20 protein-coding genes are annotated in these 21,018 nt (G+C 73.5%); 7 read left to right on the top strand and 13 right to left on the bottom strand.

The genetic code is table 11. From position 1 onward, the window contains the following. The first annotated feature begins 53 nt into the window (after positions 1–53). The 3 genes from ACEZDE_RS17080 to ACEZDE_RS17070 all read left to right on the top strand — a co-directional run bounded on the left by ACEZDE_RS17080 (position 54) and on the right by ACEZDE_RS17070 (position 3,441). A complete protein-coding gene (locus ACEZDE_RS17080; RefSeq protein ID WP_380537125.1) occupies positions 54–926 on the top strand; it encodes an HAD family hydrolase in 873 nt (290 codons plus the stop codon). A gap of 316 nt (positions 927–1,242) precedes the next feature. Beyond that, the gene (locus tag ACEZDE_RS17075) at positions 1,243–2,061 is read left to right on the top strand and encodes an ECF subfamily RNA polymerase sigma factor, BldN family (protein WP_380537124.1); all 819 of its coding nucleotides are present in this window, start codon (positions 1,243–1,245) and stop codon (positions 2,059–2,061) included. A 192-nt stretch (positions 2,062–2,253) separates the two neighbouring features. Continuing rightward, positions 2,254–3,441 (top strand): DUF5667 domain-containing protein, encoded by a 1,188-nt coding sequence (locus ACEZDE_RS17070; RefSeq protein ID WP_380537123.1) that lies wholly within the window; start codon positions 2,254–2,256, stop codon positions 3,439–3,441. Positions 3,442–3,527: 86 nt separating this feature from the next. Here the strand turns inward: ACEZDE_RS17070 and ACEZDE_RS17065 are convergent, their stop codons facing one another. From ACEZDE_RS17065 to ACEZDE_RS17035, 7 genes are all read right to left on the bottom strand, one after another. Next, positions 3,528–4,778 (bottom strand): lysophospholipid acyltransferase family protein, encoded by a 1,251-nt coding sequence (locus tag ACEZDE_RS17065; protein WP_380537122.1) that lies wholly within the window; start codon positions 4,776–4,778, stop codon positions 3,528–3,530. Beyond that, a complete protein-coding gene (locus ACEZDE_RS17060; RefSeq protein WP_380537121.1) occupies positions 4,775–5,857 on the bottom strand; it encodes an NAD-dependent epimerase/dehydratase family protein in 1,083 nt (360 codons plus the stop codon). Before ACEZDE_RS17060 ends, ACEZDE_RS17065 begins: the two co-directional genes overlap by 4 nt. A gap of 143 nt (positions 5,858–6,000) precedes the next feature. After that, positions 6,001–6,099: a 30S ribosomal protein bS22 gene (locus tag ACEZDE_RS17055; RefSeq protein ID WP_003948845.1), complete on the bottom strand. Its 99-nt coding sequence runs from the start codon at positions 6,097–6,099 to the stop codon at positions 6,001–6,003. Positions 6,100–6,317: 218 nt separating this feature from the next. Next, positions 6,318–6,527 carry a helix-turn-helix domain-containing protein gene (locus tag ACEZDE_RS17050; RefSeq protein ID WP_030261033.1) on the bottom strand — a complete coding sequence of 70 codons (210 nt, stop codon included), beginning with the start codon at positions 6,525–6,527 and terminating at the stop codon, positions 6,318–6,320. Positions 6,528–6,652: 125 nt separating this feature from the next. Beyond that, positions 6,653–7,513 (bottom strand): phosphatase, encoded by an 861-nt coding sequence (locus tag ACEZDE_RS17045; RefSeq protein WP_380537120.1) that lies wholly within the window; start codon positions 7,511–7,513, stop codon positions 6,653–6,655. Positions 7,514–7,573: 60 nt separating this feature from the next. Next, a complete protein-coding gene (locus ACEZDE_RS17040; protein WP_380537119.1) occupies positions 7,574–8,755 on the bottom strand; it encodes an acetoin utilization protein AcuC in 1,182 nt (393 codons plus the stop codon). Next, the gene (locus tag ACEZDE_RS17035) at positions 8,752–9,999 is read right to left on the bottom strand and encodes an MFS transporter (protein ID WP_380537118.1); all 1,248 of its coding nucleotides are present in this window, start codon (positions 9,997–9,999) and stop codon (positions 8,752–8,754) included. Before ACEZDE_RS17035 ends, ACEZDE_RS17040 begins: the two co-directional genes overlap by 4 nt. 179 nt (positions 10,000–10,178) lie before the next feature. On the opposite strand from ACEZDE_RS17035, the gene ACEZDE_RS17030 reads away from it, so the two are divergent. Both ACEZDE_RS17030 and ACEZDE_RS17025 read left to right on the top strand, forming a co-directional pair. Beyond that, the gene (locus tag ACEZDE_RS17030) at positions 10,179–12,248 is read left to right on the top strand and encodes a peptidoglycan DD-metalloendopeptidase family protein (RefSeq protein ID WP_380537117.1); all 2,070 of its coding nucleotides are present in this window, start codon (positions 10,179–10,181) and stop codon (positions 12,246–12,248) included. A gap of 28 nt (positions 12,249–12,276) precedes the next feature. Beyond that, positions 12,277–13,272, top strand: a complete 996-nt coding sequence (locus tag ACEZDE_RS17025) for a hypothetical protein (RefSeq protein WP_380537116.1) — start codon at positions 12,277–12,279, stop codon at positions 13,270–13,272. Between the two features lie 40 nt (positions 13,273–13,312). Here the strand turns inward: ACEZDE_RS17025 and ACEZDE_RS17020 are convergent, their stop codons facing one another. The 3 genes from ACEZDE_RS17020 to ACEZDE_RS17010 are packed head-to-tail and all read right to left on the bottom strand — an operon-like array spanning position 13,313 to position 15,783. After that, positions 13,313–13,963, bottom strand: a complete 651-nt coding sequence (locus tag ACEZDE_RS17020; RefSeq protein WP_380537115.1) for an HAD family hydrolase — start codon at positions 13,961–13,963, stop codon at positions 13,313–13,315. A gap of 27 nt (positions 13,964–13,990) precedes the next feature. Beyond that, the gene (gene proC, locus ACEZDE_RS17015; RefSeq protein WP_380537114.1) at positions 13,991–14,800 is read right to left on the bottom strand and encodes a pyrroline-5-carboxylate reductase; all 810 of its coding nucleotides are present in this window, start codon (positions 14,798–14,800) and stop codon (positions 13,991–13,993) included. A 53-nt stretch (positions 14,801–14,853) separates the two neighbouring features. Further along, the gene (locus ACEZDE_RS17010) at positions 14,854–15,783 is read right to left on the bottom strand and encodes a proline dehydrogenase family protein (protein WP_380537113.1); all 930 of its coding nucleotides are present in this window, start codon (positions 15,781–15,783) and stop codon (positions 14,854–14,856) included. Positions 15,784–15,912: 129 nt separating this feature from the next. On the opposite strand from ACEZDE_RS17010, the gene ACEZDE_RS17005 reads away from it, so the two are divergent. Further along, positions 15,913–16,368 (top strand): hypothetical protein, encoded by a 456-nt coding sequence (locus tag ACEZDE_RS17005; protein ID WP_380537112.1) that lies wholly within the window; start codon positions 15,913–15,915, stop codon positions 16,366–16,368. Positions 16,369–16,454: 86 nt separating this feature from the next. Then, positions 16,455–17,648 (top strand): SCO2583/SCO2584 N-terminal domain-containing protein, encoded by a 1,194-nt coding sequence (locus ACEZDE_RS17000; protein WP_380537111.1) that lies wholly within the window; start codon positions 16,455–16,457, stop codon positions 17,646–17,648. A gap of 22 nt (positions 17,649–17,670) precedes the next feature. On the opposite strand, the gene ACEZDE_RS16995 is transcribed toward ACEZDE_RS17000, so the two are convergent. The 3 genes from ACEZDE_RS16995 to ACEZDE_RS16985 all read right to left on the bottom strand — a co-directional run bounded on the left by ACEZDE_RS16995 (position 17,671) and on the right by ACEZDE_RS16985 (position 21,018). Continuing rightward, complete coding sequence (locus ACEZDE_RS16995; RefSeq protein WP_380537110.1) at positions 17,671–18,150, bottom strand: hypothetical protein; 480 nt, start codon at positions 18,148–18,150, stop codon at positions 17,671–17,673. 85 nt (positions 18,151–18,235) lie between these two features. Then, positions 18,236–20,080: a dihydroxy-acid dehydratase gene (gene ilvD / locus ACEZDE_RS16990; RefSeq protein ID WP_380537109.1), complete on the bottom strand. Its 1,845-nt coding sequence runs from the start codon at positions 20,078–20,080 to the stop codon at positions 18,236–18,238. Positions 20,081–20,256: 176 nt separating this feature from the next. Then, on the bottom strand, positions 20,257–21,018 hold the full coding sequence (locus ACEZDE_RS16985) for a class I SAM-dependent methyltransferase (RefSeq protein ID WP_380537108.1): 762 nt from the start codon (positions 21,016–21,018) through the stop codon (positions 20,257–20,259).

The raw sequence follows: 21,018 nt of genomic DNA, 5'->3' as shown, positions 1-21,018 counted from the left end.
TCTGCCTTCCTGTCGATACCGGCCCGCAATGCTCCGCTGGCTATGCTCGCGGTATGCCCAGGCTGCGAAAGCTCCCCCAGGAGAAGCGTCCTTCCGCCGTACTCGCGGGCTCCGCCTCGGCGGAGGCGGCCGAGGCGGGCGGAGTCGAGGCCGAGCCGCACACCGCCGCCTTCTTCGACTGCGACAACACCATCGTGCAGGGCGCGGCGATCTTCTACCTGGGCCGGGGCCTCTACAAGCGCAAGTTCTTCAGCCACCGGGAACTGTTGCGGTTCGCCTGGCAGCAGGCCTACTTCCGGCTGCACGGGGCGGAGCACGCCGGGCACATGGCGGACGCCAAGGAGAGCGCGCTGTCCATCGTGCAGGGCCACCGGGTCGCCGACCTGGAGGAGATCTGCGAGGAGATCTTCGAGGAGTACATCGCCGAGAAGATCTGGCCGGGCACCCGGGCCCTGGTGAAGATGCACCTGGAGTCCGGGCAGCGGGTCTGGCTGGTCACCGCAGCGCCGGTGGAGGCGGCCCGGGTGATCGCGGCCCGGCTCGGCATGACCGGGGCGCTGGGCACCGTGGCCGAGGCGCTGGGCGGCGTCTACACCGGGCGGCTGGTCGGCGAGACGCTGCACGGCCCGGCCAAGGCCGAGGCGGTGAAGGCGCTGGCCGCGCGGGAGGGCCTGGACCTGAGCCGCTGCGCCGCGTACAGCGACTCCTCCAACGACATCCCGCTGCTCTCGCTGGTCGGCTACCCCTATGTGATCAACCCGGACGCCGAGTTGCGCCGGCACGCCCGCGCCCAGGGTTGGCGGGTAAGGGACTTCAGGACCGGCCGGAAGGCGGCCAGGGTCGGCATCCCGGCGGCGGCCGGACTCGGCGCGGCGGCCGGCGGCACCGCCGCCGCGGTGGCGATCTACCGCAGCCGTCGGCGCTGATCGGTTCCGATCAGCGCCCCGGCGCGGAGATTGACGTTCCGGCGCGGGCCGTCCGAGGGAAATCGCCGCGTGCCGTTCACTCAACGCTGACTTCTGATCAGGAACGAACACAGCAGGTCAGGTTGCGCTGGGCGCAGTCGGTCACATTGTGCCACCAAGCTGTAACTCATGTGACTGAAGCGGCGAATTTAGCAACAGGGTGTAGCGGTTGTTGCACGAAGCGTTATCCTCGTCAGACGCACGCCGGAGCCCATGTGTCCCACGCTGGGCGAGCGGCCCCGCACTGCACGTAAACAGTTCTGCCTCTGGGAGTCCCGTGTACCCACACGTCCGGAACGACGCGCCTGCATCCGCCCTGGCCACCGACGGTACCGCCGACGGCCTGGAGCTGCTGCGCGTCCTGGTGCGCGAACAGTTGTCCCCCCTGCTGGCCGCGGCCCCCGCGGTCGCCGTCGCCGGCGGCGGCGCCCCGGGCCGCCCGGCCCCCGTCGTACGCCGCGGCTCGGTCGCCCAGCGCACCCGCACCTCCCCCGCCTCCTCCCGCACCAGGAGCACCACCTGGGACCGGGACGAGACGGCGGTCAGCGCCGACAACCCGATCATGAAGCTGGTGGAGCGGGCCCAGGACGGCGACAGCGACGCCTTCGGCCGGCTCTACGACCACTACTCCGACACGGTCTACCGGTACATCTACTACCGGGTCGGCAGCAAGGCCACCGCCGAGGACCTCACCAGCGAGACCTTCCTCCGCGCGCTGCGCCGGATCGGCACCTTCACCTGGCAGGGCCGGGACTTCGGCGCCTGGCTGGTCACCATCGCCCGAAACCTGGTCGCGGACCACTTCAAGTCCAGCCGCTTCCGGCTGGAGGTGACCACCGGCGAGATGCTCGACTCCAACGAGTGCGAGCGCAGCCCGGAGGACTCGGTGCTGGAGTCGCTGTCCAACGCCGCCCTGCTGGACGCCGTGCACCGGCTCAACCCGCAGCAGCAGGAGTGCGTCCGGCTGCGGTTCCTGCAGGGCCTGTCGGTGGCGGAGACGGCCCGGATCATGGGCAAGAACGAGGGCGCGATCAAGACACTCCAGTACCGGGCCGTACGCACACTCGCCCGACTGCTTCCCAGCGACGCGCGATGAATGGTATCCACTCATACTGATGACCCGTCACCCGAGTGATCACGCGTGCGTAACCGAGCATCCCCACTGCTCGTTGCGCAGAGTGCAAGGCCCGTCGAGGGCCCCGCATCACCCTTTGGGGTGGTCCCTGGCACGACTGCGCAACCGTCCGGTCGGCCGAGTTGTCGACAACGACGAGAGGAGGTGCTGCCCATGACAGCCAATGTGCTGGAGCACCGTAGGGCGAGAGCCTTCGCCGACGCGGTGGAGGACCGCCCCGGTACCACGGCGGCAGGCTCGCGGGAGGACCGGTTCACCGGCATGGTGGCCGCGGTGGAGGCGCTGCGGGCCGCCCCGGTGCCGGTGCTCGACCCGGCGGTGAAGCGGGACCAGCGCGCCCTGCTGATGGCCGAGTTCGAACGCGCCTTCGCCGGTGGCGGCGGCGTCGGCTCGGTCGTGCCCGAGCAGCGGACCCGCGGCTCCCACCGCGCGACCGAGGCCGCCCGAAGATTCCGCCCCGGCACCCGCTGGGGCCGCAGGCTCGCCCTCGGCGGTCTCGCCGCCGGGGTCGCCCTGGGTACCTTCGGCGGGGTCGCCGCCGCGAGCACCGGCGCCGTCCCCGGCGACGCGCTCTACGGCATGAAGCGCGGCCTGGAGGAGTGGCAGCTCAACCTGGCCGGCTCGGACGCCGAGCGCGGCCGGCTGCTGCTCGACCAGGCGTCCCAGCGGATGACCGAGGCGCAGAAGCTGACGTCCCATCAGCGTGACGGCGAGGCGCTCAGCCCGCAGATGGTGGACGAGGTCAGCCGGGCCCTGACCGACATGAACACCGAGGGCAGCCAGGGCCGGGACCTGCTCAAGGCGATCTACGCACAGGACCACTCGCTGGCCCCGATGCGCCAGCTCGCCGACTTCGCCGACTCCCAGCAGCAGCGGCTGGCCGCGATCGAGCCCAAGCTCGGCGGCCAGCTGGACCCGGAGACCGGCAAGGTGCAGAACCTGCTCAGCGGGATAAGCCGAGACCTGGCCCCGCTGGACCTCACCCCCGCGACCGGCGGATCCGGCGCCACCGCGGGCGCGACCGGGGCCGCCTCCGGCGACGGCGCGGGACCGGCCGGGCAGACCGGCGGAGGGCGGCAGGGCGCCACCACCGCCCCGCGGGGCGCCACCACCAGCGGCACCGGGACCCACGGCGGCAGTTCCCCCGCCGCGGACCCGACCTCCGGCAACGGCGGCCTGGTCGGCAACGTCGGCGGGCTGCTGGGCGGCTCCCCCTCGCCCACCCCGAGCGACAGCGGCAGCGCCTCCGCGAGCAGCGGCGGCGACGGCAACTCGGTCACCCTCCCGCCGCTGCTGCCCGGCCTGCTCCCCGGCCTGGGCATCGGCGTCTCCGGCGGCTGACCCGGTACGCGACGACGAAGGGCCCGCGGCGACTCCCACCGCCGCGGGCCCTTCCGTTCTCCTGCTCCTGTGTTCTCCGGTTCGGTCTAGAAGAACACCGAGCGGCGCTGCACCAGCAGTTGGTAGAGCGTGTGCTGGATGGTCTCCCTGACCTCGTCGGTGAGGTCGAACAGCAGCATCGGGTCGTCCGCCGCCTCCGCCGGGTAGTCGTCGGTGGCGATCGGCTCGCCGAACTGGATGGTCCACTTGGTCGGCAGCGGGATCGCGCCCAGCGGCCCCAGCCAGGGGAAGGTCGGCGTGATCGGCACATACGGCAGGCCCAGGATCCGGGCCAGGGTACGGGCGTTGCCGATCATCGGATAGGTCTCCTCGGCCCCGACGATCGAGCAGGGGACGATCGGCACCCCGGCCCGCAGCGCCGAGGAGACGAAACCGCCGCGGCCGAACCGCTGGAGCTTGTAGCGGTCCGCGAAGGGCTTGCCGATGCCCTTGAAGCCCTCCGGCCAGACCCCGACGATCTCGCCCTGCTCCAGCAGCCGCTGGGCGTCCTCGTTGCAGGCCAGGGTGTGCCCGGCCTTGCGGGCCAGCTCGTTCACCCCGGGCAGCACGAACACCAGGTCCGCGGCGAGCATCCGCAGGTGCCGCCGGGTCGCGGTGTGGTCGTGGATCGCGACCTGGGTCATCAGCGCGTCCAGCGGGAGCACCCCGGAGTGGTTCGCCACGACCAGGGCGCCGCCCTCGGTCGGCAGGTTCTCCGCGCCGCGGACCTCCAGCCGGAAGTACCTGTCCGCCAGTGGGCGGACCGCGCTGAGCAGGACCTTCTGGGTCAGCTCGGGGTCGAAGCCGAACTCGTCGACCTCGTACTCCCCGGTGAGCCTGCGCCGCAGGAAGTCCAGGCCGCCGGCCGCGCGCTCCTCCCAGCCCTTGCCGAAGACCCGCCCGGCGAGCGCCCCGGCCGGGCCGGCCAGCGCATGCCCGACCGCCCCGGCCACGGCGTCGGCGACCCCGCGCGGCGCGGACCGCGCGGCGGCGGGCGCCCCAGCAGGCCCGGCCGCCGCGGAGCCGTCCGCAGCGGGACCCGCGCGGTCGGCGTCGGCCGCACCGGCCGGGCCGGGGGCCGCGGTGGCGGGGCCGGACGCCGGGCCGGGGATTCCCGCTGCCTCGGGGTGCAGCCGAACCGGCTCGGCGGCGGGGCCCGGCTTGGCGGCGGAGCCGCCGCCGTGCTTCCGCTTCGGGGCGCCGGACCGGCCGCCCGACCGTCCGGTGCCGATCGGGATCACCTTCGCCCGCTCGCGCTCCGCGCCGACGCCGTCGGCCTGCTCCCTCGCCGTGCTCATCGCCTCGTCCCTCCGCCGTTCGGCAGCAGTTCCGCCACCCGGGATGTCCAACTGGCCACCTGCGCCGGCGGCAACAGGCCCGAACGGGTGCTGCGGACCAGATCCGCCAGCGCCTGCTCGGTGGTGAAACGGGGGACGTAGCCGAAGGTCTCCCGCAAGTGGGTGGTGTCGACCACCCGACCGTGCGTCAGCAGCCGCATCTGCTCCGGCGAGAAGTCCAGCAGCCGGGTCTGCCGAGCCAGCCCGGCCATCCAGCTGACCGCCGGGAGCAGCATCGGCACCGTCGGCCGGCCCAGCCGCCGCGCGGCCTGGGAGAGCACCATCACGCCCTCCCCGGCGACGTTGAAGGTCCCGGTGTTGGTGGTGCCGCGGCGCGGCTCGGTCGCGGCCAGCCGGAGCACCTCGACCGCGTCGTCCTCGTGGATGAACTGCAGCCGGGGGTCGTAGCCGAGCACGGTCGGCAGCACCGGCAGCGAGAAGTACTCGGCCAGCGGCGTGTCCGCGTGCGGGCCGACGATGTTGGCGAAGCGCAGCACCGACACCGCGACGTCGGGGCGGCGGCGGGAGAAGCCGCGGACGTACCCCTCGACCTCCACCGCGTCCTTGGCGAAGCCGCCGCTGGGCAGCACCTTGGGCTGCATCCCCTCGCGGAACACCGCGGGGTCGCGCGGCGCGGAGCCGTACACGCTGGTGGTGGACTTCACCACGAGCCGCCGCACCCCGGGCGCCTTCTGCACCGCGGCCAGCAGCTGCATGGTGCCGATGACGTTGGTCTCCTTGACCGTGGAGCGGCTGGTAGAGCCCAGCATGGTGGTGCTGACGTTGAGGTGCACCACGGTGTCCACGTCGTACTCGGCCATCACCCGGGACACGGTGGGTCTGCGGATGTCGGCGCGCACGAAGACGTACTCCGCCGCCTCGGCCGCCGCGGCGTCCGCCGCCTCGTCGGCGAGATCGTGCGCGGACGGCTGCAGGTCGACGCCCACGACCAGGTCGACGCCGGGCTCCCGGCGGACCTCCTGGACGAAGCGGCTGCCCAGGTGCCGGGCCACCCCGGTGACGAGCACGACTTTTCCCAACGGACAGTCCCTTCCCGAGACCTCTCTCCGTGGAGGCTACCGCGCCCCTGTTGCCTGGACATGTCTGGATACGCCGCTGCCCGCCACGACATTGATGTCGTGGCGGGCAGCGGCGCAGACCCTGGGGTCTGCGGTGGAACTGCTTACTTCTTGTTGCGACGCTGGACACGCGTGCGCTTGAGAAGCTTGCGGTGCTTCTTCTTGGCCATACGCTTGCGACGCTTCTTGATGACGGAACCCACTGACAACCCTCACTCACTGGACAAACCCGCAGGAGCGGGAGTCAGAGCCCAAACGACTGATGTAGGCCACCAGCGTACCGAACCCTGGCGCTGAGACGTAATCCGCTCCCGCTGAGGCCCCGCGGACGCCGGTACGGGCGGGGTGGGAACCCCGCCCGTACCGTGGTGGCGCTTCGCTTCCGTCAGTCCTGAGCCCTGTTCGAACTGCCGTGCACGGCCTACGCGGTCTCCCGCCCCACGTAGGACTCACGAAGGTAGTCGTGGACCGCCTGCTCCGGAACCCGGAAGGAGCGGCCTACGCGGATCGCAGGCAGCTCGCTGCTGTGCACCAGGCGGTACACGGTCATCTTCGACACTCGCATCACCGAGGCGACTTCCGCCACGGTGAGGAAGTTGACCTCGTTCAGAGGCCGCTCTCCGGACGCCATGACAACACCGACCCTTATCCGTGTGACGGGCACCGGCTTCCCCTCCGGTGACTCCAGCCAGCACACGCGTGTACCCAGAGTAGGTGCGGGTGGTACCAGTGGGAAGAGGGGTGAGCGGCCGAAGATTACTGAGACATACCGGCCTGTTGCAGTACGTAGGCGCTCAGCAGTTCGTAGCATCCGCGCCACACACCGTCGTCGAGCGGGACGGCCACCTCGACCTCGCCCTCGGCCTCGCCGACGAACACCGCGGGGTCGTTGCAGTCCGCCAGGCCCACCGCAGCGACCCCGAGCCGACCGGCCCCGCAGGTCCAGCCGTGGTCACCGATGACCAGGTCAGGCAGTGGTTCACCGGCCGCGGCGAGGGCCGCGAGGGCGATCCGCACCGGCTGCGGCGAGTGGGTGTGCACCGGGTCCGACAGCTCCCCCGGGGCGGTCGCGGCGGCCTCGGTGGAAGCCCCCGCTCCGCTCGGCGATGCTCCTTCATACACCCGGACCACCCCCACCCGTCGGCGGTACTCCAGGGCGCAGTGCTCGACCTGCTGCCCGTGGTGCATGGCGAAGGGAGTTGGGTGCGCCGGAGTGAGGACGGCGCATCCGGCGGCGCGCAGCGCTTCGCCGAGCGCCGCGTGAAATCCGGCCAGGGTCTGCGGGTGCCCGGTGCCGAGCAGCACCGAGCCCCGGCTCGCGGCGGTCCTGGCGAGCACGGCGGCGAGCCGGTCCAGGGCGGCGACGGTCAGCGCGGGGTCGATGGTGTCCTGGCCGTACAGGTGTGCCGGGTCCGGGGAGACCCCGACCCGCTCGGCCATCAGCGCCAGCACGTCGGCGGCGGTCCACTCGCCCTCGGGGTCGAGCCCGAACAGCACGTCGGGGTCGCGGCGGCCGAAGCGGGCGTACTTGCCCAGGTTGTTCTGGCGCGGGGTGGCGACCAGGCCCGCGATGCGGTGCTCCACCAGGTGGCCGCGAAGCTCCTCTGTTGTGATCACGCCGCCAGTGTCCCAGGGCCGGGCGACAGTTGAGCGACCGCCAGGAAACCGGCAGGCAGCTCAGAGCATCAGCCCGTGGTGCGGGAACACCGCCCGGCGGGTGGCCAGGACGGCCTGGTCCAGCCGGTCGGCCGGGTCGTAGCCGGCGTCGAAGTCCTTCCACTCGGCCGGCATCCCGTCGGTCATCCGCAGCGGCCCCTGCTGCCGGGTCCGCCGCAGCACCTCGGCCCGCCACTCCTCGGGGACCGCGGTCTCCGGCGCGATCGGCCGCCCGGCGGCGATGGCGACCAGGTGCGTCCAGGTCCGCGGGACCACGTCGGCGACCGCGTAGCCGCCGCCGCCCAGGGCCAGCCAGCGGCCTTCCGCGTGCTCGTCGGCCAGCGCGGCCAGCGCGACGGCCACCGCCCGCTGGGCGTCCAGGCTGACCGCGAGGTGCGCCAGCGGGTCCTCCAGGTGCGTGTCCGCGCCGTGCTGGCTGACCAGCACCTGCGGCCGGAACGCGGCCAGCAGTTGCGGGACCACGGCGTGGAAGGCGCGCAGCCACCCGGCGTCGCCGGTCCCGGCGGGCAGCGGCAGGTTCACCGCGCCGCCCTCGGCGGACGGGCCGCCGGTCTCCTCGGACCAGCCGGTCTGCGGGAAGAGGGTGCGCGGGTGCTCGTGCAGCGAGACGGTCAGCACCCGGGGGTCGTCCCAGAAGGCGCGTTCCACGCCGTCGCCGTGGTGCACGTCCACGTCCACGTAGGCGACCCGCTCGGCGCCCAGCTCCAGCAGCCGGGCCACGGCCAGGGCGGCGTCGTTGTAGACGCAGAAGCCGGAGGCGCTGCCGGACATGGCGTGGTGCAGGCCCCCGGCGAAGTTCACCGCGCGACCGCCGTCCCCGGTCCAGACGGCTTCGGCTCCGGCCACCGACTGACCCGCGATCAGGGCGGAGGCCTCGTGCATCGCGGCGAAGGCGGGGTTGTCCTCGGTGCCGAGGCCGTGCGCCGGGTCCGGGCGGCCGGACGCGGCGGCCCGGCGGACCGCCGCGACGTAGTCAGGGTCGTGCACCAGCGCCAGGGTGGAGTCCCCGGCGGGCGGCGCCGCCCGGACGGTGACCCCGGGCAACCGGTCCAGGCCGAAGGCCCGGACCAGCGACATCGTCAGCGACAGCCGTACCGGGTCCATCGGGTGGCCGGGGCCGAAGTCGTACCGGGTGGACGCGTCGTCCCAGAACAGGTCCAGCTGGTGTGGCGCAGGGGTCATACCGCCACGGTATCGGCCTCGGCCGGGACCGCCGCGCGGGCGCCGAAGGATCGGGCGACCAGCAGGATCAGCAGCACCAGGACCATCGGCACCAGCATCGCGATCCGGTAGTTCAGCCCGCCGGCCAGGGCCCCCACCAGCGGGGAGCCGACCAGGAAGCCGACGTAGTTGAAGATGTTGAGCCGGGCCACGGCCGCGTCCGAGGCGCTCGGGAACAGCCGGCCGCCGGCCGCGAACACCTGCGGCACCACCACGCTGATGCCCAGTCCGACCAGGCCGAAGGCGACCACCGCGGTCCACGGGTTGGGGGCCAGCGACACCAGCAGGAAGCCGGCCGCGCAGACCACCGTGCCGAGCTGCACGGTGCGGACGCTGCCCCAGCGCTGCACCCGGCCGTCGCCGAGCAGCCGGCCGAGCAGCATCACCACCATGTAGGCGTCGTACGGCAGCGCGGTCATCTGGTCGGAGCTGCTGTGCAGCCCGTCCTGGATGAACTTGCCGCTCCAGTTGGAGACGGTGGCGTCGCCGATGTAGGCCATGGTCATCGCCAGGCAGAGCGGCAGCAGCGGCTTCCAGGGGATCGACCGGGCGGCGGCCTGCGCGGCCTCGGCGACGGCCTTGCCCAGCTCGGCCGGGCCCGCGTACTTGCCGCTGGCCACGATCACCACCGGGACCACCACCAGCGCGGAGTAGCCGTACAGCGACAGCAGACCCCAGTGCCAGTGGGCTTCCGCCCAGGCCAGCGACGCGCCGACGATGCCGCCGAGGCTGTACGCGGCGTAGAAGCCCTGCATGATGCTGCGGCCGCTGCGGTGCTGCAGCGCCACCCCGGACATCGCCTGGCTGGCGTCCAGCCCGCCGACGCAGAGGCCGAACGCGGCCATCGCCACCGCGGCCTGCCACTGCTGGTGGCCCGCGCCGACGCCGACCAAGGTGAGGCAGGTCAGCGGCTGGACGATCCGCAGCACGGCGCGCGGCGAGGTCTTCTTGACCACCTGCTCCATGGAGATGCTGCCGACCCCGGCCAGGATCGGCACCGCGGCGAGGTAGACGGTCAGGGTGCCGTCGGACATCCCGTACTGGGTCTGGATCGCGGTGATCCGGGAGACCAGCAGCGCGAAGACGGTGCCCTGCGCGAGATAGCTGACCAGCAGCGCGGTGCGCGCCTGGCGCAGGCGTGCGGGGAGCTCCGCCGAATCCTCTGCCGAGTCCCCCGCCGAGTCCTCTGCCGACAATGCCGCCACGTGCCGCCACCCTTACTGGCCAGTACTCGAACGATGGGCGCGAGCGTACGGACGTTTTCCCGTGCCGGGAAGGCCCTTCCGGGAAAAGATCGCAAGCCGCAACCCACGTCGCTCCCGCTCAGCGCGGCGCTCGTTACCTACGGTGAGGGTACGACCGCAAGCAGGGAGACCGGGACCAGATGACGACGCGCTCACGACTCCTCGACCCGCTGCGCCGGTTCCCGGCACAGGACGACGTCTCCCGGGCCCTGGCGGCGGTGTTCGGCGCGGAGGTCGCGGACGCGTCGGCGTTCAGCGGGGAGCTGCTGCGGCGGGTGCCGCTGGCGCGGCTCTGGGCGACGGTCGAGGAGCTGCGGAAGCGGCACGGGGCGCTCCGCGGGGTACGGCGCAGGGGAGAGCTGTACCGGGTGCAGTTCGCGCGGGGCGCGGAGCTGGTCTGGGCCCAGGTGTCCCCCGAGGGGAAGCTGACCGCGCTGGTGACCGGGCCCGGCGCGGTCGCGGCCTGCCGGCCGCCGCTCCCGTCCCAGTCCCGAACCGACCTCCCGACCATCCCGGACGGCGCGGAGCGGGAAGACAGCGCAGAGCGGGAGGACGGCACGGGTGTCACGCCGAGCGGCGCGGGAGCGGCTGCGCCGGGCGGCACGGGCACCACGTCGAGCAGCGTGGAGGCGGCGCCTGACGGTGCGGAGGCGGCTGCGCCGGGCAGTGCGGGGGCTGCGCCGAGTGGTGCGGAGCCGGCGCCCGGCGGTGCGGAGGCGGCACCTGGCGGCGTGGGCGCGGCTGCGCCGGGCGGACCCAAGGGGGCCGGGGCCCCCGCGCGCGCCGCCGGGTCCACCTCGGCGGCGAAACTGCCGCCCATGCCCGGGTACGCGCCCCGCGTCACCGGCTCCGCACCGGTGACGGAGCCGCAGGTCGCGCCAGCGGTGCCAGTGCCCGTACCGCCCGTCGTCCCCCCGCCCGTACCCGGGTCCGCGCCGCACCTCGCCGAAGCCGCCCCGGCGGTCGCCCCGGCGGCGTCAGCGGTTACCCCGGTGCCCGCGCCGCCGCCCGTGGCCGTCGTCGTGCGGCGTGTCGCCGAGGCCGCCCCGGCGGCGGAGCCGCAGGCCGTGCCGACCGCGTCAGCGGTCGCCCCGGTGCCCGCGCCGCCGCTCGTCACCCCGCCCGTGGCCGTCGTCGCGCCCACCCCGCCCGTCGTCCCCCCGCCCGTACCCGGGTCCGCCCCGGCGGTCGAGCCGCAGGCTGTGCGGTCCAGGGGGCTGGTGGCGGTGTCTCGGGTGGGTGGGGGGCGGGGTGGGGCGGCAGCGCTCTCCCGGCTTGCGTTGGGGTATCTGGCCGCGACCGCGGCCATCGGGGTGCTGCCCTACCTCACCGGTACCGCCACCGGCTGGCTGCTGCTGGTGGCGACCGCCCCCGCCCTCGGCTGGTACGCGCTGCGGACCGGGCCGACCCACGCGCTCCCCCCGTGGTTCCGCGCGCTCCCCCCGGCTGCCGTCGGCCTCGCCGTGCTGGCCGGGCTGCGGGCCCTCCCGGTGTTCGGGCCGGGCCTGCCCTGGAGCAGGCCCGGCATCCCGGAGGCGGTGCTGTTCGCGGCCGGCCTCGGCCTGGCCGGATGGACCTGGCGGCGGAGCCGCCCGCTGCCGTCCCCCAGCGCGCACCCCCTGGTGCTGTCCTTCCCGCTGCGCGGCGGGCACTTCACCTTCACCGAGGCCGGCGGCCCGGCCGTGAACCGCTACGCCCAGGAGTCGCTGACCCCCGGCGCGCCCCGGCACCGCCGGCACTCCGTGGACCTGGTCCAACTCGGCGAGGGACCGCAGTGGCGCGGGCGGCGGGCGCTGGGCCTCGCCCCGTCCGGCAATGAGCGCTACGCGATCTTCGGGCACCCGGTGCTGAGCCCCTGCGACGGCGTCGTGGTCGCCGCGGTGGACGGCCTGCCGGACCACCTCCCGTACGCCCCGGCCGCGGACCACCCCGAGGGCAACCACATCGCCATCGACACCGGCCGGGCCCTGGTCGTGCTCTCCTGGCTGCGCCAGGACAGCATCCGGGTCCGCCGCGGCCAGCACCTGACCGCGGGCACCCCGGTCGCCGCCGTCGGCGTGTCCGGGGACGGCGGCGAGCCCGCGCTGCACCTCCGCGCCGAGACCCGTACCTCGCAGTCCACCCCGGGCAGCGGCCTCGGCCTCCCGTTCCGCTTCGAGGGCCTCCGCGGCGCCCCGCTCCGGGGACGTCGGCTGCGCCTCCCGGACTGAGACCGCGCGACTACCTAACGTGATGCGCATGAACCTGCGCAAGAAGATCGTCGCCGCGCTCACCGTACTGGCCGCGGCCGCCGGGTCCGCCTTCGCCGGCGGAGCGTTCGCCGCGGACCCCCGGGCCGTGCCCGCTGTCAGCGCGCCCAGCAACTACACGGCGGTGCCGCCGGTCCGGCTGCTCGACACCAGGCTGTCGGTCCCGCTCTCGACCGGCGGGCACGTCGTGCTGCACGTCGCCGGCCAGCACGGCGTCCCCGTCGCCGGGGTGACCGCGGTGGCGCTCACCGTCACCGCGGTCAACCCGACCGAGCCGAGCTACCTGACCGTGTACCCGGACGGGGTGACCCGTCCGGTCGCCAGCAACCTGAACTTCACGGCCGGCGAGACCATCGCCGACCAGGTGACCGTCAAGCTCGGCGACGACGGCTCGATCGCCCTCTACAACCACTCCGGCGTCACCGACGTGGCGGTGGACCTGGAGGGCTACTACACCGCGGACGCGACCGTCGTCCACGCGCCGATCGCCGCGGACAACGTGTCCGGCGCGGTCCCGCTGGGACAGGTCGGCGGCGCCATCAAGACCGGGGTGACCAAGCTGACCGAGGCGGTGATCCTGCAGCCGGGCACCTACCAGGTCACCGCGTCAGGGGTGTTCTACCGCAAGGCCGGCACCGGCGCGCAGGGCGACGCGGGGGTGCCGAACACCTACGGCACCCTGGTGATCTGGGAGGACCTGAACAACGACGGCGTCTACGACTGGAACGGCACCCCGTCGGAGAACGCCGGGACGATCCAGACCGGCGCGATCCCCCGGATGACCTCCGACAGCTTCGGCTCCACCATCGAGGCGAGCGCCAACCAGACCTCAGTGATCACGGTGACCCAGCCGGACACCCGGCTCTACCTCGGCGGCTTCGGCTACAACGACGACACCAGCGGCTACGGGACGGCCGGCGGCCCCGGCGCGGGCGACTTCGCCGTCGTCCCCTCGATGACCGTGCAGAAGCTCAACGTCGGCTGACCGCAGGGGCCCGAGCACAAGGTCCCGGCGCCGCTCCCGGTCACAGCCCGAGCAGCGCCGGGACCTCGGCCGTGTCGCGGTACAGCCCATTCGCCCCGGCCAGCCGCTCCGGCGGGGTGAGCGCGGCATGGCCGTAGACGTCCATCCCGGCGGCGCGGGCCGCGGCCACGCCCAGCGGGCTGTCCTCCAGCACCACGCAGCGCTCCGGCGGCACCCCCATGGTCGCGGCGGCGTGCAGGAAGAGGTCGGGGGCGGGCTTGCCCCGGCCCACGTCCTGGGCGCTGAACAGCTGCTCCTCGGTGAAGAAGCCGGAGAGGCCGCACGTGTCCAGGGCGGTGCGGATCCAGGCGTGGTGCGCGGACGAGGCCACGCAGTAGCGCACACCCGACTCGCGCACCTGCTTCAGCAGCTCCGCGGCCCCCGGGACCGGCGTCAACTGCTCCTGGAACGCCGCGAACACCCGGGCGTGGAAGTCCTCGTCGAAGCTGTCGTGCAGCCGCGCCCCGTCGAAGCGCTCGGCCACGGTGTCGTGGACGGTGTGCGCCGCCGCGCCCATGTAGTCGCGGTAGGACTCCTCGATCGTGGTGGGGAAGCCCAGCTCGGTCAGGTAGTCGGCGAGCAGCCGGTTGGAGATCGGCTCGCTGTCCACCAGCACACCGTCGTTGTCGAAGATCACCAGGTCGTAGCGCATACCGCCACCCTAGGGGGCGGCCCGAGGTCACTTCCCGCCGGAGGCCAGCTCCTGCGAGCGGTTCCGGGCCGCCTCCAGCGCCGAGAGCAGCGCCGCGCGGACGCCGTGGTTCTCCAGCTCGCGGATCGCGGCGATGGTGGTCCCGGCCGGGGAGGTCACCGCCTCGCGCAGCTTCACCGGGTGCTCGCCGGTGTCCCGCAGCATCACCGAGGCGCCCACTGCCGCCTGCACGATCATGTCGGCGGCGACCGCGCGCGGCAGGCCGAGCAGGATCCCGGCGTCGGTCATCGCCTCGACCAGGAAGAAGAAGTAGGCAGGGCCCGAGCCGGACAGCGCGGTGGCCGCGTCCTGCTGCGACTCCGGCACCCGCAGCGTCCGGCCGACCGGCTTGAAGATCTCCTCGGTGCGCAGCAGGTGCTGCTCGGACGCGTGCGCGCCGGCCGAGATGACGCTCATCGCCTCGTCCACCAGCACCGGGGTGTTGGTCATCACCCGGACCACCGGGGTCCCCGGCGCGAGCCGCTGCTCGAACCAGGCGGTGGGCACCCCGGCCGCGCCGGAGATCACCAGCCGGTCCGCGCCGACGTGCGGGGCCAGCTCGTCCAGCAGCGCGCCCATGTCCTGCGGCTTCACGGTGAGGATCAGCGTGTCGGCGGTCTTCGCCGCCTCCGCGTTGTCCACCGCCTCCACCCCGTAGCGCTCGCGCAGCTCGGCCGCGCGCTCCGGGCGGCGCGCGGTGACCAGCACGTCCGCCGGGGACTTCCCGGCCCGCAGCAGCCCGGAGACCAGGGCCTCGCCGATCTTTCCGGTGCCGAGGACGGCGACTCGTTGCGTCATGGGGCCATCCTCGCACCGGCCGCGGGGGCCTGCGCGCAGTGTCCGGACTGCGGTCAGCCCGGACCCAGCGCGCGCAGGAAGAAGGCCAGGTTCGCCGGGCGCTCGGCCAGCCGCCGCATGAAGTAGCCGTACCAGTCCGCGCCGTAGGGGACGTACACCCGGACCGTCTCCCCGGCGGCGGAGAGCCGGCGCTGCTCCTCGGCCCTGATCCCGTAGAGCATCTGGAACTCGTAGCTGCCCTGGGCCCGTCCGGCGCGGACCGCGAGCGCCCCGGCGATCTCGATCAGCCGGGGGTCGTGGGTGCCGACCATGGGGTAGCCGTGACCCTCCATCAGCAGCCGCAGGCAGCGGACGTACGAGCGGTCCACCGCGCCCCGGTCCCGGAACGCCACCGCCTCCGGCTCCGCGTACGCGCCCTTGACCAGCCGGACCCGGGATCCCGCGTGCACCAGCTCGCGGCAGTCCGCCTCGGTCCTGCGCAGGCAGGACTGCAGCACCACGCCCACCCAGGGGTGGTCCGCACGCAGCTCGGCCGCCGCGGCGAGGGTGTCGTCGGTGCTGGTGTGGCCCTCCATGTCCAGGGTGACCGTGGTCCCGGCCGCCGCCGCGGCGGCGCAGACCCTACGGGCCCGGTCCAGCGCGGCCCGCCGCCCGTCCGGGCCGAGCCCGGAACCGAGCGCGGAGAGCTTGACCGAGACCTCGGCCCTGCCGCCGATCCCGGCCGCGCCGAGTCGGGCCAGCAGGCCGGTGTACTCGTCCCTGACCGCGTCGGCGCGCTCCTGGTCGACGGTGTCCTCACCCAGGTGGTCCACGCTGACCCGCAGCCCGCGGACGATCAGTTCGTCGACCGCCCTGACCGCGTCCTCGCGGGTCTCCCCGGCGATGAAGCGCTCGACCACGGCCCGGCCCGCCGGGGCCGCCAGCGCGGCCCTGCGGGCTGCCTGGCTGCGGGAGGCGGCGAGCAGCAGCCGACGGGTCACCATGGGCGTCAGCGTAGCCCCGGCGGGCGGTGCGCAGGTGGAGCCCCGCCCTGCTCAGGCCGGGCGGGAGCGCCGGAAAACTCAGGGTTGTCCCCTATGGCTTTCGGATCCGTGAAGGCGCACCGTTGAAGCATGAGTAGCAGTGATGTCTCGTCCCGCGAATCCAGCACGCTCGCCGTCGCCTCGGCCTCGCACGGCCCCTGGCGCACGGCCGGGGTCGTCGGCGTCATCGGCGGCGGCGCCACCCTCGGCATTGAGCTGATCACCCTGAACTGGGGGCTCGGCATGCTGGCGAGCCCGGTCAGCGTGGGCCTGTTCCTGCTGTTCCTGGTCGGCGGGGCCGGCTCGATGGTCAGCAAGAAGGGCGAGCGACGGCTGCGCCGCTGGGCCGCCGAGCACCCGTGGCAGACCGCGGCGGTGCCGGCCGTGGGCCTGCTGGTGACCAACACCGTCACCCAGTTCCTGCTCAGCGGCGACGGCGTCTTCCTCAGCTTCTTCACCGCGCTGTGGCACGCGGCGATCCTCGGCGCGATCGTCGGCGTGGTCGGCTCGGTCGCCTCGAGCCGCCGGAAGAACAGCGGATACTGAGTCAAACCACGCAAGCGGTAGGGGTCGGATGAGTTTTCTCATCCGACCCTTACCTATGAAGGTTCTGTGATCGTCATACTGTTCGCGTGCCGACGTCCGAGGATCACCAGAACCCCGCCCCCGACCCCTTCGAGGGTCTCGTCCTCGACGAGGACTTCGTCCGCGGGGCGCAGCAGAAGGAGGGTTCGGCCAGGGCCCGGATGCTCGCCGACAAGTGGAAGAAGGAGCCGCCGGTCGACACCTCCTTCCGCCCGCTCCCCACACCCCGGCGCAGGTTCCCCTGGCGGGCGGTGCTGGTGGTCGCCGCGGCGGTGGCCCTGGTCGCGGCGCTGCTCAACGCCCGCGGGCTATACCACTGGATGAACAGCGGCAGCTCCTCCTCCGACGGTTCGGCAGCCCGGCCCACGCCGTCGCTGCAGGCACCGGAGACCGCGCCGCCGACCGCGCCGCCCACGGTCGTGGCCGACCCGGTCGTGGCGACCCTGGCCCACCCCTTCGTCGGCTCCCCGGCCGAGGACTGGCCGGAGGGCGCCAAGGCGATCGTCCTGCCCAAGGCCCACGCCGTGGGCGCGTACGACACCGCCGACGTCGCCGCGTACCTGAAGCACACCAAGGACTTCCTGGTCGACAGCAACCTCGACCCCAAGGTGCTGGCGGGCGGCTACCCGACCGCCGCGCTGGCCCTGATCGACCCCGGCGAGAAGGACATCCTGACCGGGCTGAAGAAGGAACTGGCCCACCCGTCCCGCAAGGGCGACGGCACCGAGCTGTTCACCCGGTTCAACCCGGACCAGGCGCTGCTGGACGGCAGCGTGGTCAAGGTCCAGGGCGAGCTGACGTACAAGGGCGACGGCAAGGGCGGCCTGGCGATCCACGCCGACTACACCTTCGTCTACCCGCTGCGGCCCGGCCCGCACCCGGACGTCGCGGTCCCCGACAGCGGCCCGACCAGCGCGGCCCCGGCCGCCTGGGAGGTCTCCGGCAACAGCACCGACGTGGCCAGGAGCATCGTCCGGCGGGTGGTCGACGTGGACATCCCCGACCCCGGGCACTACGTGCACACCCGGGGCAGCCTGTGGATGCACCGCTGGGACGAGAACATCGGCAACAGCGCCTGCGGCGTCTACAACGGCTACGTCAACCCGCAGTTCCCGAACGCCGCGGCCCAGGGCAACGGCGGGCTGCCCAGCGCCAGCGGACCGGCGATCGACCCGTACGACCGCAGCAAGCCTCCGGCGGACCTGCCGTCCGACAGCTGCGCCCAGGACTCCCGCAGCTGACGCCGGCTCAATTGAGCAGGCGTCAGCGGCGCTTGCGACGGCCGCCCGCGGCGACCGGGGTGCGGCGGCGGGCCCTCGCGGCGACGGCGCGTTCGTAGCGGACCCGCCGCTCGCCCTCGCCCGGGGCCTCGATCAGGCTGCGCAGCAGGTAGGCGACCAGCATCCCGACGCAGCCGATCACCAGCATCGGGCCGACCGTGCGGTCGTCGGCCATCCAGCCGGTCAGCGCGGCCCGGCCGCGGTCGAACAGGCTCCAGGTGCGGATCGCCGCGCCGCAGGTGCAGACCGCCACCGCGACCACCAGCAGCGCGTCCACCAGCGGTCCGGCCCGGGAGACCAGCACGCCCTGCACGCCGAGCCGCATCAGCAGCGTCCCGGCGCCCGCCGCCGCCAGCGCGCCGGTGCTCACGCCGACCCGGCGGAGCCAGTAGCCGGGGCCGCGCTCCACCCAGCGGGTGCCGAAGAAGCGGATCGGCTCCGGGGTCACCTCGTTGTCGGGCATGGCACCGATTGTGCGACGGCGGGCCGCGGGTCCGGTGCGTCCGGTCCCGCGGCCCGCCGTAGGCGCAACCCGCTCAGCCCAACCCTCAGCCCAGTCGGGAGACGTCCCTGACCGCGCCCTTGTCGGCGCTGGTGGCCATCGCCGCGTAGGCCCGCAGCGCAGCCGAGACCTTGCGCTCGCGGGTCTTCGGGCGGTAGCCGTGCCCGGCCTCCAGCGCGGTCCGGCGGGCGGCCAGGTCCTCGTCGGAGACCTCCAGCCGGATCGAGCGGTTGGGGATGTCGATGGTGACCAGGTCGCCGTCCTCGACCAGTGCGATGGCGCCGCCGGAGGCCGCCTCGGGCGAGGCGTGGCCGATCGACAGGCCGCTGGTGCCGCCGGAGAAGCGCCCGTCGGTGACCAGCGCGCAGGCCTTGCCCAGGCCGCGGCCCTTGAGATACGAGGTCGGGTAGAGCATCTCCTGCATGCCGGGGCCGCCCTTGGGGCCCTCGTAGCGGATGACGACGACGTCGCCCTCCTTGACCCGCTTGGTGAGGATCGCCTCGACCGCGTCCTCCTGCGACTCGACCACCACGGCCGGGCCCTGGAAGGTCCAGATCGACTCGTCCACCCCGGCCGTCTTCACCACGCAGCCGTCCACGGCCAGGTTGCCGTAGAGGATGGCCAGGCCGCCCTCCTTGGAGTAGGCGTGCTCGACGTCGCGGATGCAGCCGCCGGCCGCGTCGGTGTCCAGCGTGTCCCAGCGCTCCGACTGGGAGAAGGCGCTGGCCGAGCGGACGCAGCCGGGCGCGGCGTGGAACAGCTCGACCGCCTCGGCGGACGGGGAGCCGCCGCGGATGTCCCAGTTCTTCAGCCAGTCCGCCATCGACGGGCTGTGCACGGTGTGCACGTCCTCGTTCAGCAGCCCGCCCCGGTACAGCTCGCCGAGGATGGCCGGGATGCCGCCGGCCCGGTGCACGTCCTCCATGTAGTACGAGCCGTTGGGCGCGACCTTGGAGAGGCAGGGCAGGCGGCGCGACAGCGCGTCGATGTCGGCCATGTCGAAGTCGACCTCGGCCTCCTGCGCGGCGGCCAGCAGGTGCAGGATGGTGTTGGTCGAGCCGCCCATCGCGATGTCCAGCGCCACCGCGTTCTCGAACGCGGCGCGGGTGGCGATGTTGCGCGGCAGGACGCTGTCGTCGTCCTGGCCGTAGTGCCGGTTGGTGATCTCGACGATGGTCCGGCCGGCGTCCTGGTAGAGCGCCTTGCGGGCGGTGTGGGTGGCCAGCACCGAGCCGTTGCCGGGCAGCGCCAGGCCGATCGCCTCGGCCAGGCAGTTCATCGAGTTGGCGGTGAACATCCCGGAACACGACCCGCAGGTCGGACAGGCGTTCTCCTCGATCCGGGCGATGTCCTCGTCCGAGACGTTCTCGTTGACCGCGTCCGAGATCGCGTTGACCAGGTCCAGCTTGCGGACCGTGCCGTCGACCAGGGTCGCCTTGCCGGCCTCCATCGGGCCGCCGGAGACGAAGACCACCGGGATGTTCAGCCGCAGCGCGGCCATCAGCATCCCCGGGGTGATCTTGTCGCAGTTGGAGATGCAGACCAGCGCGTCGGCGCAGTGCGCCTCGACCATGTACTCGACCGAGTCGGCGATCAGGTCGCGGGAGGGCAGCGAGTAGAGCATGCCGGCGTGGCCCATGGCGATGCCGTCGTCCACCGCGATGGTGTTGAACTCGCGCGGGATGCCGCCCGCGGCCTGGATCGCCTCGGACACGATCCGGCCGACCGGCTGGAGGTGGGTGTGTCCGGGCACGAACTCGGTGAAGCTGTTCGCGACCGCGATGATCGGCTTGCCGAAGTCCTCACGGGCTACACCTGCGGCCCGGAGGAGGGCGCGCGCACCAGCCATGTTGCGACCGTGGGTGACCGTTCGAGACCTCAGCTGCGGCACTGTGCTCAACTCCTTCGTCGTTGGCCGACGAGCCTACGCCGCCGTACCGCGTCGTGGACAAGCCGTCCGGAATACGGTACAGCGGCGGCCTCGGCCGCCGGTCGCGGACGGCTGACGGCTGACGGCGGGCGGCTGACGGCGGGCGGCGGGCGGCTGACGGCGGGCGGCCCTGGGCGTCAGCCGGTGACGCCGACGGTCAGGTCCAGCTCGTACTCCTCGACCACCTCGCCGTCGGGGAAGACCGCGAGCAGTTCCTCCCGCTCGGCCGCCATCAGCTCGGCCCGCCGGGCCTGGTCCAGCACCGCGACGTAGGAGCGCGAGCCGAGGTCGACCAGCGCGGTGTCCACCGGGATCCGGCGGCTCCAGCGCAGCACCGCCGTCCCGGTCCGCAGCCCGAGCCGGGCCAGCTCCCCGGCGGACGAGTTGACCGCGCCGTAGCCGTGGTACTGCGGGCAGGCGGCGATCATCCGCCGCTCCTGCTCCATCGGCCAGCCCCGGGTGCGATCCTTGACGTTCCAGAACAGCGCCAGCGCCCCGCCGCGGCGCAGCACCCGGGCGGCCTCCGGCACCGAGTGCTCCGGGGTGGTCCAGTGGAACGCCTGGGCGTAGGTGACCAGGTCGGCCGTGCCGTCCGCGAACGGCAGCGCATGGCCGTCGCCGCGCACCAGCGGGATCTCCGGGCTGCTCGCCCGGAGCTGCGCGGCCATGCCCGGGGTGGGCTCGACCGCGACCACCTCGGCGCCGCGGTCCCGCAGCAGCCGGGTGGCGATGCCGGTCCCGGCGCCGACGTCGAGCACCCGGGCGCCCTTCAGCGGACGGCCGCTGAGCTCCTCGATCGCGTCGAACAGGCTCTGCGGGTAGCTGGGGCGGGCCGCCTGGTAGCCGGCCGCGACGGCGCCGAAGGAGCTGGAGAGTTCCGAACCGTGCAGTGAGGTCAT

Source organism: Streptacidiphilus cavernicola, from assembly GCF_042510955.1.
GTDB lineage: Bacteria > Actinomycetota > Actinomycetes > Streptomycetales > Streptomycetaceae > Streptacidiphilus > Streptacidiphilus cavernicola.
The sequence above is the reverse complement of the archived record's forward strand: the minus strand, read 5'-3'. Positions and strand labels throughout refer to the sequence as shown.

Bases quoted from the DNA above. Each gene is read 5' to 3' on its own strand.
- ACEZDE_RS17080 (WP_380537125.1), top strand. From the start codon at position 54: ATGCCCAGGCTGCGAAAGCTCCCCCAGGAGAAGCGTCCTTCCGCCGTA.
- ACEZDE_RS17070 (WP_380537123.1), top strand. From the start codon at position 2,254: ATGACAGCCAATGTGCTGGAGCACCGTAGGGCGAGAGCCTTCGCCGAC.
- ACEZDE_RS17065 (WP_380537122.1), bottom strand. From the start codon at position 4,778: ATGAGCACGGCGAGGGAGCAGGCCGACGGCGTCGGCGCGGAGCGCGAG.
- ACEZDE_RS17050 (WP_030261033.1), bottom strand. From the start codon at position 6,527: ATGGCGTCCGGAGAGCGGCCTCTGAACGAGGTCAACTTCCTCACCGTG.
- ACEZDE_RS17040 (WP_380537119.1), bottom strand. From the start codon at position 8,755: ATGACCCCTGCGCCACACCAGCTGGACCTGTTCTGGGACGACGCGTCC.
- ACEZDE_RS17030 (WP_380537117.1), top strand. From the start codon at position 10,179: ATGACGACGCGCTCACGACTCCTCGACCCGCTGCGCCGGTTCCCGGCA.
- ACEZDE_RS17025 (WP_380537116.1), top strand. From the start codon at position 12,277: ATGAACCTGCGCAAGAAGATCGTCGCCGCGCTCACCGTACTGGCCGCG.
- ACEZDE_RS17020 (WP_380537115.1), bottom strand. From the start codon at position 13,963: ATGCGCTACGACCTGGTGATCTTCGACAACGACGGTGTGCTGGTGGAC.
- proC (WP_380537114.1), bottom strand. From the start codon at position 14,800: ATGACGCAACGAGTCGCCGTCCTCGGCACCGGAAAGATCGGCGAGGCC.
- ACEZDE_RS17010 (WP_380537113.1), bottom strand. From the start codon at position 15,783: ATGGTGACCCGTCGGCTGCTGCTCGCCGCCTCCCGCAGCCAGGCAGCC.
- ACEZDE_RS17005 (WP_380537112.1), top strand. From the start codon at position 15,913: ATGAGTAGCAGTGATGTCTCGTCCCGCGAATCCAGCACGCTCGCCGTC.
- ACEZDE_RS16995 (WP_380537110.1), bottom strand. From the start codon at position 18,150: ATGCCCGACAACGAGGTGACCCCGGAGCCGATCCGCTTCTTCGGCACC.
- ACEZDE_RS16985 (WP_380537108.1), bottom strand. From the start codon at position 21,018: ATGACCTCACTGCACGGTTCGGAACTCTCCAGCTCCTTCGGCGCCGTC.